The organism is Roseibium aggregatum IAM 12614 (genome assembly GCF_000168975.1).
Classification (GTDB): domain Bacteria; phylum Pseudomonadota; class Alphaproteobacteria; order Rhizobiales; family Stappiaceae; genus Roseibium; species Roseibium aggregatum.
The window spans coordinates 43877-59515 of record NZ_AAUW01000027.1 but is presented as its reverse complement, the minus strand read 5'-3'; the positions used below and the strand labels follow the sequence as shown (position 1 = coordinate 59515).

Genomic DNA, 15639 nt, shown 5'->3' with positions numbered 1-15639 from the left:
TGCCCAATATTGCTCTCACGACTATCAGAAGCTTCTGCGCCAGCATGGCTTCCAGGTCTCAATGAGCGGAACTGGAAACTGCTTTGACAACGCCGCCGTGGAAACCTTCTTCAAAACGATCAAGGCCGAGTTGCTGTGGCAGAAATCATGGGTCTGTCGCCGCGAAGCTGAAATGGCCATCTTTGAATACATCAATGGCTTCTACAATCCGCGCAGAAGGCACTCGGCTCTGGCATGGAATAGCCCATTGGCATTCGAAGCCAGGGCCGCTTAAATGAGAACTCGGAGCGGAACCAAACTGTGACAGGTCCAAGTCTCTGAGAGCCGGATTTAAAAGTAGTTGTGTACTATCAAAGGATTGTGATTCAACCGTCTTTGTCGAGAAGATTGTGGATCGAATACCCTGGAGTAACATCACTCGCAAACAGCCTAACCGCGACGCTCTGCGTTAGACAAGCGATTTGACGGAACGGGAATGGGCGGTCGTAGCACCATTGATCCCTGTGGCCAAGCATGGCGGGCGACCGCGGACGACCAACATGAGGGAAGTGATGAACGCGATCCTTTATGTCGCCGGCAACGGCTGTCAGTGACGGGCACTTCCGAAAGACTTTCCCCCGGCCCCCACGGTGCGAGGCTATTTCTCTTGCTGGCGCGATACCGGTCTTTGGCAGACCTTCAACCACATCCTTGTCGCCGCCACGCGAGAACTGGAAGGACGCGCGCCCCCTCCAATAGCCGGTGTTATTGACAGTCAGTCGGATAAAACCACGGAAAGCGGGGGTATTTCCGGCTATGACGAGGGCAAGTAGATCAAGGGACGCAAGCGCCATATCATCCCCGACACGCTTGACCTGATGTTGTTCGTGCTGGTTCATGCCGCCGACATCATGGACCGGGATGGTGCACCCGATGTCTGAAAACCATCCGGCACCGGTTCCCCTGGCTACGCCATGTCTTCGCCGACGGCGGCTACGAAGGCGATAAGCTCAGCAGCACATTGATCGTCTGCGGCGCATGGACCATGCACGAACAGCCTTAAGCGGTCTGATGCTGCCAAGGGCTTCCACGCCCTACCCCGCAGATGGGTGGTGGAACGCACGTTCGGCTGGTTTGGACGATGCCGCATGCTGGCAAGGGACTGGGAGAAATCCATCGAAAGCGCCACCGCATGGGTCACTATCGCCAGCATCAGGGTCATGACACGCAGACTGGCAACCTATTGTGTTCCCTCATGAACTTTTTAATCCGGCTCTGAAACTATGGAGAGCACCTCGAAACGGGAAGGTTGCTCCATGACCCCCAGCTATTGATCTTGTGTCCTGCCTTGCCGCGTTCCCCGACCGTCGGCGCGCCGAAGGCAAAATGTACGATCAGGTCGGCGTGATTTTGTTCTCGATCATCGCCATTCTGAGCGGAGCGCGCTCCTATCGGTAAATTCACGCCCTGATTGCCGCCAGATTGCCGCTTCTCAATGCGGCCCTGCGGCGGGCTCCGGTCTACACATCAGTGCGCGGCATACTGCGGCAGATCGATCCCGACGCGTTGGGGACGGCGTTCCGGCGTCATGCCGAGGGGCTGGACCGAACCTGTGCTCCCGCAGGACCTTCCCGCTTCATCGCCATAGACGGCAAGACGTTGCGGCAAAGTTTCGATGCGTTTTCCGACACCAAGGCCGCCTATGTGCTCTCGGCCTTTGCCGTCGATCACCAGATCATCCTCACTCATGAGGTCGTTGACGAGAAGTCCAACGAAATCCTGGCCGCCCAGGCGCTGATCGTCGCGACCGCCCTTTGGAAAAGCCGCGAGGAAACAAGCATTTATGCCTCATCGGTCATGCTTGACGCCATGACCTTCGCACCGGCTATCCGCAATCATTAGGCCATCGAGAACCGTAACCACTGGGTTCGCGACGTCACCTTTGCAGAGAATGCCAGCCGCATCCGCAGCAATCTCGGCATCATGGCGCGCCTGCGCAGTCAGACACTCGACATCACAAGGGCAAACGGCGTCTCGAATGTCGCGAAGGCACTTTGGGCCCCAGCTATCGGCCCCACCGGCACCCCCCACAACCCCGGCGCATGCCGATGACGACTGACAGCCGCCATGATTACGGCATCGCGTCAAACCTACCGGACAGGAACTTCGCCGTCACCGCGCCCGACGCCGGGCGGAGCGTTCCGATTTCCGTCTTCCTGTCGCCAGAAACACCTCCAGGTATGAAGTGTCGCCACGTCCGGTTGAACCCGCCCAGGACGCATGCGAGGAATATCGCAAGTTGCTCGGCCGCATGGCATCACCGCCTACATGAGCCGCGAAGGTATTTGCCTGGACAACGCCCCGATGGAGAGTTTCCCCGGTGCACTCAAGACCGCAGCCTGGTCAAACTGAAAAAAATATTGGTCCGGGATCAGGGGGCAAGGACAGATCAAAAGTGGTAGGACACACCGGCTCGCAGGAGATCCAAGTCGCCCTCAATGTCAAATGCGCCAGCCCCGACATTGTAACTTTCGTTGCCAAACCAGTGATGCTGATATTCGGCCCTAACGGAAATGTGCTCCGTCACGTAGCCTTCCACCCCGCCCCCGAAAAGAAATCCGGTGTGTGTGTTGGAATCGGAGATGCCCGTTCCGGGAATCTCGAATGTCACTTCCGAAAAGCTGACCCCGGTAGTCGCAAATGCGAGGAACCGATCGAACGCATACCCCGCGCGCAGGCGAGCGGCGATCATCCAGTTGATGTCTACATCAAGGTTCGCCGATGTGGTATCCGAGAAGTTGGCGAGGTTAGCCTCCCCCTCGATACCGAGCACAAACTGGCCTAACATGTGGTTATATCCAACGTGGACGCCGCCGACCGGGGAAGCAAGGTTCTCCGGAGGAGAACCAAGATTGTCCCTTCCTTCAAACCAGCCGAAGCCGAACTGACCGCCCCCATAGACCCCCTGCCAGTCATAGGTCTGAATAGCGACCGGCTCCACTTCGAGGTCCGCCGCGTGGGCGTTCGATGCCAAAAGGGACGTGGCGCCAGCAAAGAGGAGGTGTTTAATTTTCATATTGTATATCCAACTATTCACGGAGGATCAAGCCATCCGCGTTTCCGTAAACTTCAGGATGGACGTTGATTCGTCATTACGAGCCAATGTTACTAAGATTTATAAAAATCGCTTCTTTTGTACAATGCGCTTTTTAGCGGCAAATGAATAGCCCAGCGTTTTCTAAAGGAATGACCGGATCGAAAGAGTCCGAATAGGGATTGAACGAAGCCGCTAACGCGGCATTTGGTGTGGCAGTTGGGAGAAGGTGCCCTGTCTGCGAGGATTGCGGTTGTTGAAGCCCTATCCACTCAGTCAGGAGCACCCCGATGAGCAAAGCCATCAGCCCTTTGCGCCGCCGCATGATCGAGGACATGACGGTCCGCAATCTCTCGCCGGCGACGCAGCGATCTTACCTGCATGCGGTGTCGAAGTTCAGCCGCTATTTCGGCCGTTCGCCGGATCGGCTCGGTCTTGAGGATGTCCGTGCCTTTCAGGTGCATCTGGTGGCAACCGGCATTTCCTGGCCGGCGCTGAACCAGACGGTCTGTGCGCTGCGGTTCTTCTACGGCGTGACGCTCGGCCAGGCCGAGATCCCGGAGCGCATTGCCTATGCGCGCGCGCCGCGCAAGCTGCCGGAAGTGCTTTCTGCCGACGAGGTCGTGCGCTTTCTCGAGGCCGTACCGAGCCTGAAGACGCGCACGGCACTAACCGCGGCCTATGCGGCGGGTCTGCGTGTTTCCGAGGTTGTCGGGCTCAAGGTGGCCGACATCGACAGCCAGCGCGGTGTCATCCGGATCCGCCACGGCAAGGGCGGCAAGGACCGCTACGTGATGCTGTCCGCGCAGCTCCTGCATATCCTGCGGACCTACTGGCGGCTGGCGCGGCCTCCCGATTGGCTGTTTCCCCGCCGCAACGGATCCGGCCCGATCAGCATTACGGTTCTTCATGCCGCCTGCCGCTCGGCGCGGGCCGCCGCCGGCATCGACAAGCGCGTGACGGTGCACACGCTCAGGCACTCCTTCGCAACACATTTGCTGGAGAACGGCACAGACATCCGCATCATCCAGGTTCTGCTTGGTCACAACAACCTGTCGAGCACGGCGCGCTACACCAAGGTTTCCAGCAGGCTCATCCGGCGCACGCAAAGCCCACTTGACCGGCTCAACATCGAGGTGGTGCCGCCGAACTGACGCGGTCCCATGTCGGCGAGACTGGAGGTGGCGGATATCTTCCGCCGTCATGGCGAAGCCTATCGGCAAGCCCATCACGGTCATCTGGGCCGCGTTGAGCGGCGCGTGATGAGCGCGATCGAGCTGTGCCGCACCGCCGCGCTCGGCGGCCATATCGAGGAGTGCCGGGCCTGCGGAGCGGTGCGTGTGGCCTACAATTCCTGCCGCAACCGGCACTGCCCGAAGTGCCAGACTGCCGTGGCGCGGGACTGGCTGGCCGCGCGTGCGAGCGAACTCCTGCCGGTGCCCTATTTCCACGTGGTGTTCACGCTGCCCGCCGAGATCGCGGCGGTTGCCTTCCAAAACAAGGCGGTCGTCTACACCATCCTGTTCAGGACAGCCGCCGAGACGCTGCGCACGATCGCCGCCGATCCCAGACATCTCGGCGCCGAGATCGGCCTCATCGCGGTGCTCCATAGCTGGGGCCAGACCCTGACCTATCATCCGCACCTCCATTGCATCGTGCCGGGCGGCGGCCCGTCACCCGATGGCAGCCGCTGGATCTCTTGCCGCCCCGGTTTCTTTCTGGCCGTCCGGGTGTTGTCGCGCCTGTTCCGCCGGCTGTTTCTGGAGGCGCTGCGCGTCGCCTTCGAGGCCGGAGGGCTGCAATTCTTCGGCAGCATCGCCGACTTGGCCGGCCCGGCTGCCTTTGCCCGTCTCCTGGCCGCGGCGCGTCGCCGCGACTGGGTCGTCTATGCCAAGCCGCCCTTCGGCGGGCCAGAACAGGTGCTGGCTTATCTGGGCCGCTACACGCATCGCGTCGCCATCGCCAATTCCCGCCTGGTCAGCCTGGCCGACGGCAAGGTGACGTTCCGTTGGCGCGACTACCGCCATGGCCGCAAGACAAAGCTGATGACGCTCAAGGCCGACGAGTTCATCCGGCGCTTCCTCTTGCACACCCTGCCGGACGGCTTCCATCGCATCCGCCACTACGGGTTCCTCGCCAACGGCCGGCGCGTCGCACGGCTCGCGTCGTGCAGACAGCTGCTCGCCGTCCGGGCGCCGGAGACTGCCTTCCGTGCCGAGCCGGTGACGGACCTGCCGTCTCTCACGCACCCGTGCCCCTGTTGCGGCAGCCCGATGATCACACTCGCCGTGTGGCATCATGGGCAAGCGCCACCCCCGCGCTCAGCCTGGAACGACAGCTCATGAGTGCGTATGGCAGATCACGAGCCCCCTATAGGCGGCTGGCCTCCACGAGAACCGGCCCGCTTGCCTGCGGGCAAACGACCCAGTCGTGCCCTCTGCTGCCCTTCAGCGAGGCCGCCGGCTGCCAAACAGGATCGGATCTTCGGCAGTGCGCAGAAAGCATCGACCCCGCTAAGCGGCTTTCCGGTGTGATGCATCCCCACATGCGGCCTTGCTTGCACCACGCCACACCGACGCAGCCGCCACAATCCCCATAGACCCAATTCGCCCGCGGCTTCGCTCAATCCGGCTTCAATGAGGTCCGCCCCGCGCCGCTGCGCAACACTGCCGTTTTGCCCGCAGACCTCACTGAACCCTCCAGATTTCAGAGGGATGCGTACCGGAATCACTTTCACCCTTTCAGCCGCTGACCGTCAACGCCTGCGTGACATTGCGGCAGCGCCCTGCAGCCTGCAGAAGCATGTCTGGCGCGCCCGTTTTATATTGTTGAGCGACGAGGGTCTTGGCACCTCGGCGATTATGGAAGCGACAGGCAAGTCGAAGACCTGCGTCTGGTGCTGGCAGGAGCGCTCCATGCGCGAAGGCGTCGACGGACTTCTGCGTGTGAAACGGCCTGCAATATTGACCCTGTTTTAGGGGTTATCGGCGTCCAAAACTGACCCCTGCCAAATTTGCTTTTATGCGTCCCTGATTTTTCAGGGAGCATTTTAAGGATGTTGGCTGTGGAGACGATTGCGAAGATCCGTCGGGCATATTTTAAAGAAGGCAAGTCGATCAAACAGATTTGCCGCGATCTTCGGGTCTCCCGGAACACGGTGAGGAAGGTCATCTGATCCGGGTCGACAGAATTCAGCTATGACCGGTCCGTGCAGCCACGCCCGAAGATCGGCCCCTGGCAATCCTATCTCGATGACATGCTCGGCGAGAACGCAAACCGTCCCAAGCGGGAACGTCTGACACTCGTGCGGATTTATGAGGAATTGCGCGGGCGCGGCTGTGACGGTGAATATGATGCCGTCCGCCGGTATGCCGCGCGCTGGTCCAAGTCGATACGGGAAGCTTCCGCGGATGCCTATGTGCCGCTCAGCTTCGACCCCGGTGAAGCGTACCAGTTCGATTGGAGCCACGAAATTGCGTTCATCGACGGGATCACGACAACGATCAAGGTGGCCCACGTTCGCCTGTGTCACAGCCGGATGCCGTTCATCCAGGCGTATCCCCGCGAGACGCAGGAGATGGTGTTCGACGCTCATGACAAGGCGTTCACCTTTTTCGGCGGCGCCTGCGCGCGGGGCATCTACGACAATATGAAGACAGCGGTGGATGCGATCTTCGTCGGAAAGGATCGTGGCTACAACCGCCGCTTCCTTCAGATGTGCGGACATTATCTGGTCGACCCCGTGGCGTGTACGCCGGCATCGGGCTGGGAGAAAAGGCAAGTGGAGAACCAGGTGGGCGTACTCCGCCGGCGCTTCTTCGTTCCCCGACCTAAGTTCAAGAGCTATGCCGAGCTCAACGCCTGGCTACTGGATCGCTGCGTCGCCTGGGCCAATGCCCATCAGCATCCGGAGATCCGGGACAAGACGATCTGGGAGGTCTTCGAGACGGAACGCTCCAACCTTGTTCCCTATGCAGGCCCTTTTGACGGGTTCCATGCCGTGCCGGCCTCGGTGTCAAAGACATGTCTCGTCCGGTTCGACAAGAACCGTTACTCGGTAGAGGCTCGCGCCGTCGGGCGGCCCGTCGAGATCGGGGCCTATGCCGACCGGCTGGAAGGCGGCAGGACGGAAGCATTGTCGGCAAACATGTGCGTGCATTCGGGCGCGACAATACGGTCTACGATCCCCTGCATTACATTCCTGTTTTGGCACGCAAGCCCGGAGCTTTGCGCAATGGGGCGCCGTTCAAGGAATGGGAGTTGCCTCCGGCCTTGCGGCGAGTTCAGCGCAAATTGGAACGGCAAGCCGGCGGTGATCGCCAGATGGTCGATATTCTTGGTGCCGTTCTGACAGACGTTTTGGACGCCGTGGACGCGGCCTGGGCCGAGGCGCTGTCGAACGGTGTCCACTTTGCCGGCGTCGTCTTGAACATCCTGGCCCGGCGCCAGGAACCGGAAGCCCCTGTGACAATCACGACACCGGATGCCTTGCGGCTCAACTGCGAGCCTGCCGCAAATTGCGACCTGTATGACAGCTTGAGGAGACAGACGAATGGAACGATCTCATGTGCTGAACGCAATGTGACAGCTAAAGCTCTACGGGATGGAGGCGGCCTATGATGAGGTCATGGCCACAGCGGTCAAGCGTGAGCACGACCCTCAGCAGGTCATCGGCGACCTGCTGAATGCCGAGATCAGCGAGAAGCAAGCCGTTCGATCAAATACCAGATGACGATCGCCAAGCTGCCGTTGGCCAAGGAATTGGACGAGTTCAACTTCGAACCGACACCCATCAACGAAACCCTCGTCCGAGATCTGGCCGGTGGTGAGACTTCCTGGATCATCAGCGCAATCTGGTCCTGATCGGCGGCACCGGAACCGGCAAAACCCATCTGGCCGTTAGTATCGTCCGGTCTTGTATCCGCAACGGAGCCAGGGGACGGTTCTTCAATGTTGTCAATCTGGTCAACAAGCTGGATGCCGAGGCGCGCACCGACCGGCAGGGCCGGACCGCCGATTTGATCTCCCGTCTCGATTTCCTGATTCTCAAAGAACTGGGCTACCTGCCATTCGCCCAGACAGATGGACAGCTCCTGTTCCATCTGATCAGCAAACTCTATGAACGCACATCGATCATCGTCACCACCAACCCGGTATTTGGCGAATGCCCGCACCGAAAATACCGAGCGATGCTCGGCGACGAACGCGTACCTCACTTTGCATCCTTGGCGAAGTACGCAGCCGCTTTTTTTAAGATGTCACGTTCCTCGGTGACCCGTGCCAGTCCCCGCTTCAATTGCCGGATCTCCGGTCGTTGAGCCGCGATGACGATCGCCTCGGCATCTGCTGCATCGTTCTTCTTCCGCTTCACGAATGGGCGCACGTACTGAGGGGCGATCAGTCTGACTTCGTGACCCAGCTTGGCCATCTCGCGCGCCCAGTAATGGGCACTGCCGCAAGCCTCCATCACGACCATCGCCGGGACCTGGTCAGCCATGAACCTGCGAAAGTGCTGCCGCGTCAGCTTCCGCCGGAATTTGCTCTGTCCGGACATGGAAGCTCCGTGGACCTGAAAAACACTCTTGGCCAGATCGATCCCGATCATCGTCTCTTTGGTCATGCTTGCCTTCCTCTCCACCCATTGGACTTAACCCGGCGATCCTCCAATAGAACGCGTCGGGTGGGTAGAGCGGCAACCACTCCATCTATTCAAAGATGCTGGCGAAATAAGAGGACGCCCCCTATCCTTGCAAACCGCAGAAGTCGCACTTCAAATATCGCTCAAGGCCCCGTGGACCTGGAACACATTCTTCGCAAAGTCGAGAGCGACCGTGACAATCTGAGACATAACCGTCCTCCTATCTGGATCTTCAAAGACCCACCTTCGCACATCAAAGGCGTCGGAGGGCGGTTACATCATCACGGCCATCCCAGACAACCGGGTTATCGGGCAAGACAACAACTACAAATTTTCTTTATTTCGGCGCCGGAGTAGTACGGCAACACCCGGGGTAAGGAGGTATACTTTGTGCCAATTCTTCTTGTGTGCCGTTCTTGTTCCGAGACAATTGCTTGTTATCGGAAAAAACAGATTGTTGGCTGGCGATTTTCGAAAGTTCCGCGTGGATATCTTTCACCGCCGCATTCGCGTAAGACGAATGGATCATGAAAAAAGCGCCTATTGCGAAAAGCATATATTTTTTGAACATGTAGCTTCCTTTTGTGGATTGCGATTTCACGCATGTTACAAGTAGAGACTGCCCGCTCATTTTGATGTGACAGCTGTCACAGGGGCGTTGTTGCAATAATGCGTTTCCGCGCCTACCTGCTCGGCGTTGTCTCACTTCTGAAGTTTTGTGAATGCCGTTCAAACACCACGCATCCCGCCGCCACAAGATTGCGAAGTCCAAGCATCGTGTGACGAACTGGCCCGAGTATACGGAAAGCCTGCGACGGCGAGGGGACATCACGGTTTGGGTTGATGAAAGCGTGGCGCATTAGGGGGCGTGGTGCACACCGGCAAGCGAGGCCGGCCGGGGACATACTCCGATATGGCGATCACGGCTTGTCTGTAGATCCGGACCGTTTTCCATTTGGCCCTGCGGCAAGCCGGAAAGGGCATTTGACTTTCATCGGCTGTGACGAGCGTCACATGCCATGGCTGAAAAAGTGCTTACCTTCATGACAGAAGCAACCCAGTTCACCTCAACCAGGAGAGAGGTGGCTCGGGAAATCTGCACATCTAGGATAAGTGGAATTTCCGCCTGACTTCGGCATAGATGCCGGGAACAGGAGATACCATGACCAGACGACCTCGCCGGAACCACAGCCCGGCTTTCAAGGCAAAAGTGGCGCTCGCCGCGATCAGAGGTGAGCAAACCCTGGTGGAGCTATCCCAGCAGTTTGACGTGCACGCCAACCAGATCAAGCAATGGAAAGACCAGCTTCTTGAGGGGGCGACCGGCGTTTTAGGTGATGAAGCGAAGGCGGTACCGGCAGGGCCGACCGTCGATGTCAAAACGCTGCATGCCAAGATCGGGGAGCTGACGCTTGAAGTGGTCCTGGTTTTCCGGACAGGTCAGCGGCTTGTTTAAGGTGTATCCAGGTTGGTTTTCATGCCGCCAATTTCAGGTTTCTGTCAGCCCAATATGCCTCCCTCGGGGTTTTGTGCTCAAGGGCTGAATGAGGCCGTTCGGTGTTGTAAAATTTCATCCAGTTACGAATGACACCGTGCGCCTTGAAGCCGTCGGTCAGGTCTTCGAGATAAACCGCTTCCTGCTTCAAGGATCGCCACAGCCGTTCGATGAAGATGTTGTCCATGCACCGGCCACGCCCGTCCATCGAGATGCGTATGCCAGCTTCGGTCAACGTGGTGATCCAGGCCGATCCAGTGAACTGAGATCCCTGATCGGTATTCATGATCTCCGGCGGTCCGAACCGGGCGATAGCCTCGTTCAAGGCTTCGACGCAGAAGTCGGCGTGCATCGTATTCGACAGCTGCCAGCTCAGAACTTTCCGTGTCGCCCAATCCATAATCGCAACCAGATACAGAAAACCGTGCTTCACGGGGATGAACGTGATGTCCGAACACCAGACCTGGTTCGGCCGGCCGATCGTCATGCCCCGCAGCAGATAGGGATAAACCTTGTGCTGCGGATGCGGTTGGCTGGTTCTCGGCCGTTTGTAGATCGCTTCCAGTCCCATCTTCGCCATCAGACGGCGAACCCGATGGCGGCCGACCACGATACCGTCGCGGCGCAGATAGGCAGCAATCTGTCGGCTTCCAAAAAACGGATATTTGGTGAAGGCCCGGTCGATGGCCTTCATCAATTCCAGCGTTGCCCCGCTGACCCCGACTGGCATGTAGTAGAACGCCGCACGGCTCAACTTCACCAATTTGCATTGCTGACTGATGCTCAGATCCGGATGGTCCCGGCGGATCATCGCCTTCTTCTTTGCCGGGCTCACTTCTTGAGCCCTTGCGCTAAAAAGATCCTATGAGAGCGGCTCTGGCTCTCGGATAGGCTGACCGCGTTAATTTGATACGGGAGGCACACTATGGATCAGTATCACGACGCAAACTCGACGGCCTACGTAGCGATTGAGCTCAGCAAGCGCAGCTGGATCGTCGGCATCGCCCATCCGGACCGCGACAAGCCGTCGATACATCGACTTTCTGGTGGTGACACGAAGGGGCTTCTTCGACGACTGGCCGCTACACACAGCAGTGGGCGTATGATCATTTGCTTTGAGGCCGGGCATGACGGTTTCTGGCTTGCCCGCTTTCTGATCGCCCAAGGCTTTGATGTTCGCGTGCTCGATCCAGCAAGCCTGCAGGTCAATCGCCGGGCGCGACGGGTCAAGACGGATCGTATCGATGCTTTGGCAATGCTCAGGGCGCTGGCAGCACTTGATCGCGGGGAACGTCATGTCTGCGCGCAAGTGCGCATATTGAGCGTCGAAGAAGAAGACGCACGCAGGTCACATCGCGAGCGGGACAGGCTCATCCATGAGCGCACAGCCCACGTCAACCGGATCAAGGGGCTGCTCTTTGCCCAGGGCATTCGTGACGTTGAACCAAGGCAGCGCCGAAACCGCATTGACTTCACCCAACTCCAGACAGCGGAGGGACACAGGCTCCCACGACGTCTTCTCGCGGAATTAAAGCGCGAATATGCCCGCCTGATCATGGTCGAAGATCAACTGCGTGAGGTCGAGAAGGAGCGCGACACAGCCGATGCGCAGTCCCCAGCAGTCGAACAGAAGCGACTGGATCTTGAGCAGCTTCATGGTATCGGCGGAACAGCCTCCGCCATTCTTGCCCGCGAAGTCTTTGCACGAACGTTCGCATCGCGCCGCCATTTGGCGTCGTATCTTGGCCTGACACCGAGCGCATACGACAGCGGAACTGTGACCAAATGCCAAGGCATTTCCAAGGCTGGCAACGCGTGGGCACGGCGCATTCTGATTGAGATCGCCTGGCTCTGGATCAAATATCAGCCAGACAGTCCCCTTTCGCGCTGGTATCTGACTCGAACACAAGGCCAGGGCGGCCGCATGCGCCGGATTATGCTGATCGCACTGGCCCGCAAGCTTGCCATTGTGCTGTGGCGCTACGTGGAAACAGGCGTTCTGCCAGAGAGGGCACGACTGTCACCAACCATGGCATAAACTGAAGAACGAAAGAGCTTCAGACCTCCGGCCAGAGGTCTGAGGGCGGGATGACGGGCGTCGTGTCAACGATTGGCGCACCCTCGGAGCGCCGGCAAAAAGTGTGAACCCGTCCCCGATCCGTCCGCGTGAATGCAAGATTGTGGTCAGCCGTCATGGAGCTACCGGATATAAGTTGATGCGGGCATATCCGCATGACCGTCGCGCAACGATCGAACCGTCCGAACTATAACGTATTAGCACTCGCGCTCTGCGGGTGATGGTGCTTTGCAACCCTATTGACAGAAACGGCCTCATATAAATCGTTCTCGACGCTCAGCCTCCCGATCTTGGCGTGCAATTCCTTGACCTCCGCTTCCGTCGGCCCCTCGGATTTGCCTCCACGGGCGAACACATCCGCCATGCCTTCGACAGCCTGACGTTTCCACGTGCTCACCTGGTTCGGATGTACCTGATACTTGGCTGCGATCTCCTGGATCGTCTTGTCACCCCGCAATGCCTCAAGCGCGACCTTCGCTTTAAACGCGTCCGAAAAATTCCGGCGTTTCGCCATTCTCGTATCCCTTCAAATTAATGGGATACACCTTAGCAACCTGTCCGGATTTCCGGGACCACTTCAGCTGGAGAATGATTTTTTGGCCGGAGCGCTCGGCAAGGCGGGATTGCTGGGCGGAAAGAAATGATCGACCGCGCGCACAAACTGTCGGTCGTGCGCCAGGCGAAGCTTCTCGGCTTCAGCCGTGGCAGCGTCTATTATTCGCCGCGTCCGGTGTCGGACGGCGATCTGGCTTTGATGCGCCGGATCGATGAGTTGCATCTCGACTACCCGTTTGCCGGAAGCCGGATGTTGCAAGGGCTCTTGAAGGGAGAAGGTCTGAGTGTCGGGCGGCTTCACGTCGCCACGCTGATGAAGAAGATGGGCATCGAGGCGATCTATCGCCGCCCCAATACGTCGAAACCAGCGCCAGGTCACAAAATCTATCCCTATCTCCTGCGCAAGCTGGCGGTCACCAGACCCAATCAGGTCTGGGCGATGGACCTGACGTACATTCCTATGGCGCGGGGGTTCGTTTATCTCTGCGCCGTCGTGGACTGGTTCAGCCGGAGGGTTCTGTCGTGGAGGCTGTCGATCACGATGGAGGCAGCCTTCTGCATCGAGGCAGTCGAGGAGGCACTGGCTCGCTATGGCAAGCCAGAAATATTCAACACTGACCAGGGATCGCAGTTCACTTCCATCGACTTTACGGCGGTGCTGAAGAAAGCTGAGATCGCCATCTCGATGGACGGCAAGGGCGCTTGGCGGGACAATGTCTTCGTCGAGCGGCTTTGGAGGTCTATCAAATACGAGGAAGTCTACCTCCACGCTTACAAGACCGTGTCCGAGGCCCGCGCTGGCATCGGCCGCTATCTGACCTTTTACAACACCCGACGCCCACATTCATCCCTTGACCGGCAGACGCCGGATCAGGCCTACTTCAACGCGCTGACGCCGATGATGGCGGCGGCATAATCGAGGCGGAAATCCACTTAGCAAAACGCCCCGAACTGTTCAGACAAACCGAGCCACCTCTGAGTGACAGCCATGTTCCGCACTACGATTGCCTCAGTTATGCTTTTTACCGCCTTTGCCGTGTCCACCACGGTTAATGCCGCAACTCATCCGGAAATGCAGGTCAAACCAACTGCACAAACCGCTTCGGTGAAAGCGAATGACGACGCAAAGATCGTTGTCGCTGGCAGAGAAGACCGTCGCGTTGACACTAAGTCCCCCAAGGGCTGAGGGCCTGATCAGAATGAGTGTCACTCCCTTGGCCTTAACGCCGAACCAGTGACAGGGAAGGGTTCATCGACACTCTTGCCGACGGACAAAGGTCTTCCGCTTAAAGGATTTCCTCACCCTTCGTTCTACAAGGCGTCCACACAGGCCCGAGTGCCCGTTTGGACGCCTTCCTTTTGGGCCTGTTTGTTCCGGAGCATTTCATCGAACTGGCCAAGCGTCCTGAAGCTGATGTCCTGAATCCCGTCCCGGCGATGATCTGCTTTCCGGTCCAGACCTGAGCCCACGCATTTGCCACCGGCCAAGCGATCGACGCCACGTTCGGCTCTCGCTATGACGGCGATCATTTCAAATGGATCGGCACTCCGGATAAGCGGATCGACGCGCCGCTGTCGCTAGGGCCAGTCGTGTTGCATGACAGCCAGTGTCCGGCCATCACGAGAGCCATGCACGGCACAATCTAAATGATTACGCGCCTCCATCCCCACCTCTCTTTGTCCCGCCGGCTCCTGACCGGGCTGGTTCAATCGGAAACAAAATCAAAACCGGAAAATTCATGAACCAGGCAATCATGGCATGGACCGCGTTCAAGAACATAGCAAGAGCCGCCGCACGCGATCCCGTAACCAGCCGTAGTTTGCTACCCGCATGGCGTGTCTAAAGCACACCATCGCCAAGTTTCGGGAGTGCTGTCTTCACAGGACCCCACAATTACCCACCCCTGTGAACAAAGACAGTCAGCTCTCTGGCCACTTGGCCATCCAAGGCAAGGACGCACACTGCCCCGTGTCTCCCCTGCACCCGGTGGCCAGAGAGCGCTCTCAACAAAATGGGGGCAAAGACGGCTCGAGCATGACACTGAATGCTATTGAAAACACTCTCCGACAACTAATCCGGAAACGTTGTCAACACTTGATTTGCCAGAGACTGTCTGACCCGCGCGTGTGACGCTGAACAAGATAGCCGCGCGTTTTGAGGAAAAAGACGGGCAGATCGGTGTCAATTCGCGGCGTGTGGAGCAGATGTGTCAAATAGCACAGGCCAACGCGAGAGCACCGCGGTAATCAATCATCGATCTAAAGTCAGGAGGCGAAATTGTTAAAGAAATCTCTGGCCGCTATTGCGACAAGTGCGGTGCTCGCGGCGTGTAATCCGGGCCTTCCAAATGCAACAGAAGAGCAGCTGCTCAAGCTGTTTGGTGATCGTGAAGAGATGGGTATCACGTCGATCAGTTCTCACATGATTGAGTGCCTTGATCTCATCTCAGATGACGCTGTGCGCTTTTATTTGGACTTTTCGGATGAAATAGCGATCGAGTTCACGACCACTTGCTACAAGTGGCTGCACGAACGCATCGAGCAAGTGGACCAAAACCCGATGGGTTATACAATGGCTCATCTGGAAGACTCTGAATTGGCTCTGATGCTAAAGCTGTTGCGCGAGAAACAGGACCGATTGATTGCCGCACTCCGGGAGCAGGAAAGCGCCGAGATAGCCGAAAGACAGCGGACTGAGAACGAGGAACGTGACCGGCACAACATTGAGCAGCTGGAACAAGCAAAGGCAGACGCTGCCCCTGACTAGCCAGAACTGGACTGGCCAGCACACAGCCGGTTTG

The 15639-nt window shown here is 58.3% G+C and carries 9 protein-coding genes and 8 pseudogenes; 13 read left to right on the top strand and 4 right to left on the bottom strand.

Annotated features, from left to right (window positions below):
- Nucleotide 1: 1 nt before the first annotated feature.
- The 3 genes and pseudogenes from SIAM614_RS27590 to SIAM614_RS27575 form a co-directional block, all read left to right on the top strand.
- Nucleotides 2–274: pseudogene (locus tag SIAM614_RS27590) on the top strand (integrase core domain-containing protein); the annotation flags it as partial.
- A 187-nt stretch (nt 275–461) separates the two neighbouring features.
- Nucleotides 462–1238 (top strand): annotated as a pseudogene (locus tag SIAM614_RS31545) (IS5 family transposase).
- 223 nt (nt 1239–1461) lie between these two features.
- Nucleotides 1462–1881, top strand: coding sequence for a hypothetical protein (locus SIAM614_RS27575; RefSeq protein ID WP_006938610.1), 420 nt, complete (start codon nt 1462–1464; stop codon nt 1879–1881).
- A 547-nt stretch (nt 1882–2428) separates the two neighbouring features.
- Here the strand turns inward: SIAM614_RS27575 and SIAM614_RS27570 are convergent.
- Nucleotides 2429–3055 (bottom strand): outer membrane protein, encoded by a 627-nt coding sequence (locus tag SIAM614_RS27570; RefSeq protein WP_006939702.1) that lies wholly within the window; start codon nt 3053–3055, stop codon nt 2429–2431.
- 308 nt (nt 3056–3363) lie between these two features.
- On the opposite strand from SIAM614_RS27570, the gene SIAM614_RS27565 reads away from it, so the two are divergent.
- From SIAM614_RS27565 to SIAM614_RS33190, 5 genes and pseudogenes are all read left to right on the top strand, one after another.
- Entirely contained in the window at nt 3364–4227 is an 864-nt protein-coding gene (locus tag SIAM614_RS27565) for a tyrosine-type recombinase/integrase (protein ID WP_006938653.1), read from the top strand.
- 9 nt (nt 4228–4236) lie between these two features.
- Nucleotides 4237–5418, top strand: a complete 1182-nt coding sequence (locus tag SIAM614_RS27560) for an IS91 family transposase (protein WP_006938755.1) — start codon at nt 4237–4239, stop codon at nt 5416–5418.
- A 369-nt stretch (nt 5419–5787) separates the two neighbouring features.
- Nucleotides 5788–6024: pseudogene (locus SIAM614_RS27555) on the top strand (helix-turn-helix domain-containing protein); the annotation flags it as partial.
- Between the two features lie 104 nt (nt 6025–6128).
- Nucleotides 6129–7693: pseudogene (gene istA / locus SIAM614_RS27550) on the top strand (IS21 family transposase).
- Nucleotides 7677–8244, top strand: a pseudogene (locus SIAM614_RS33190) (ATP-binding protein); the annotation flags it as partial. The pseudogenes istA and SIAM614_RS33190, both read left to right, overlap by 17 nt.
- On the opposite strand, the pseudogene SIAM614_RS27540 reads toward SIAM614_RS33190, so the two are convergent.
- Nucleotides 8230–8570: pseudogene (locus SIAM614_RS27540) on the bottom strand (hypothetical protein); the annotation flags it as partial. The pseudogenes SIAM614_RS33190 and SIAM614_RS27540 sit on opposite strands and share 15 nt — an antisense overlap.
- Nucleotides 8571–9873: 1303 nt before the next feature.
- On the opposite strand from SIAM614_RS27540, the pseudogene SIAM614_RS27535 reads away from it, so the two are divergent.
- Nucleotides 9874–10128 (top strand): annotated as a pseudogene (locus tag SIAM614_RS27535) (transposase); the annotation flags it as partial.
- A 58-nt stretch (nt 10129–10186) separates the two neighbouring features.
- Here the strand turns inward: SIAM614_RS27535 and SIAM614_RS27530 are convergent.
- Entirely contained in the window at nt 10187–11041 is an 855-nt protein-coding gene (locus tag SIAM614_RS27530; protein ID WP_006939681.1) for an IS3 family transposase, read from the bottom strand.
- 90 nt (nt 11042–11131) lie between these two features.
- On the opposite strand from SIAM614_RS27530, the gene SIAM614_RS27525 reads away from it, so the two are divergent.
- The gene (locus SIAM614_RS27525) at nt 11132–12244 is read left to right on the top strand and encodes an IS110 family RNA-guided transposase (protein ID WP_006931135.1); all 1113 of its coding nucleotides are present in this window, start codon (nt 11132–11134) and stop codon (nt 12242–12244) included.
- A gap of 226 nt (nt 12245–12470) precedes the next feature.
- Here SIAM614_RS27525 and SIAM614_RS27520 read toward each other — a convergent pair whose 3' ends face one another.
- Nucleotides 12471–12797 (bottom strand): transposase, encoded by a 327-nt coding sequence (locus SIAM614_RS27520; RefSeq protein ID WP_006931134.1) that lies wholly within the window; start codon nt 12795–12797, stop codon nt 12471–12473.
- A gap of 31 nt (nt 12798–12828) precedes the next feature.
- On the opposite strand from SIAM614_RS27520, the pseudogene SIAM614_RS27515 reads away from it, so the two are divergent.
- From SIAM614_RS27515 to SIAM614_RS27500, 3 genes and pseudogenes are all read left to right on the top strand, one after another.
- A pseudogene (locus SIAM614_RS27515) lies at nt 12829–13754 on the top strand (IS3 family transposase); the annotation flags it as partial.
- Between the two features lie 72 nt (nt 13755–13826).
- Nucleotides 13827–14024: a hypothetical protein gene (locus SIAM614_RS27510; RefSeq protein WP_006939674.1), complete on the top strand. Its 198-nt coding sequence runs from the start codon at nt 13827–13829 to the stop codon at nt 14022–14024.
- Nucleotides 14025–15116: 1092 nt separating this feature from the next.
- Entirely contained in the window at nt 15117–15605 is a 489-nt protein-coding gene (locus SIAM614_RS27500; RefSeq protein WP_006939669.1) for a hypothetical protein, read from the top strand.
- Nucleotides 15606–15639 lie beyond the last annotated feature (34 nt).

What these genes read in the sequence shown, in the direction of transcription:
- SIAM614_RS27565 (WP_006938653.1), top strand. Translation starts at nt 3,364, where the DNA reads ATGAGCAAAGCCATCAGCCCTTTGCGCCGCCGCATGATCGAGGACATG.
- SIAM614_RS27510 (WP_006939674.1), top strand. Translation starts at nt 13,827, where the DNA reads ATGTTCCGCACTACGATTGCCTCAGTTATGCTTTTTACCGCCTTTGCC.
- SIAM614_RS27560 (WP_006938755.1), top strand. Translation starts at nt 4,237, where the DNA reads ATGTCGGCGAGACTGGAGGTGGCGGATATCTTCCGCCGTCATGGCGAA.
- SIAM614_RS27570 (WP_006939702.1), bottom strand. Translation starts at nt 3,055, where the DNA reads ATGAAAATTAAACACCTCCTCTTTGCTGGCGCCACGTCCCTTTTGGCA.
- SIAM614_RS27525 (WP_006931135.1), top strand. Translation starts at nt 11,132, where the DNA reads ATGGATCAGTATCACGACGCAAACTCGACGGCCTACGTAGCGATTGAG.
- SIAM614_RS27520 (WP_006931134.1), bottom strand. Translation starts at nt 12,797, where the DNA reads ATGGCGAAACGCCGGAATTTTTCGGACGCGTTTAAAGCGAAGGTCGCG.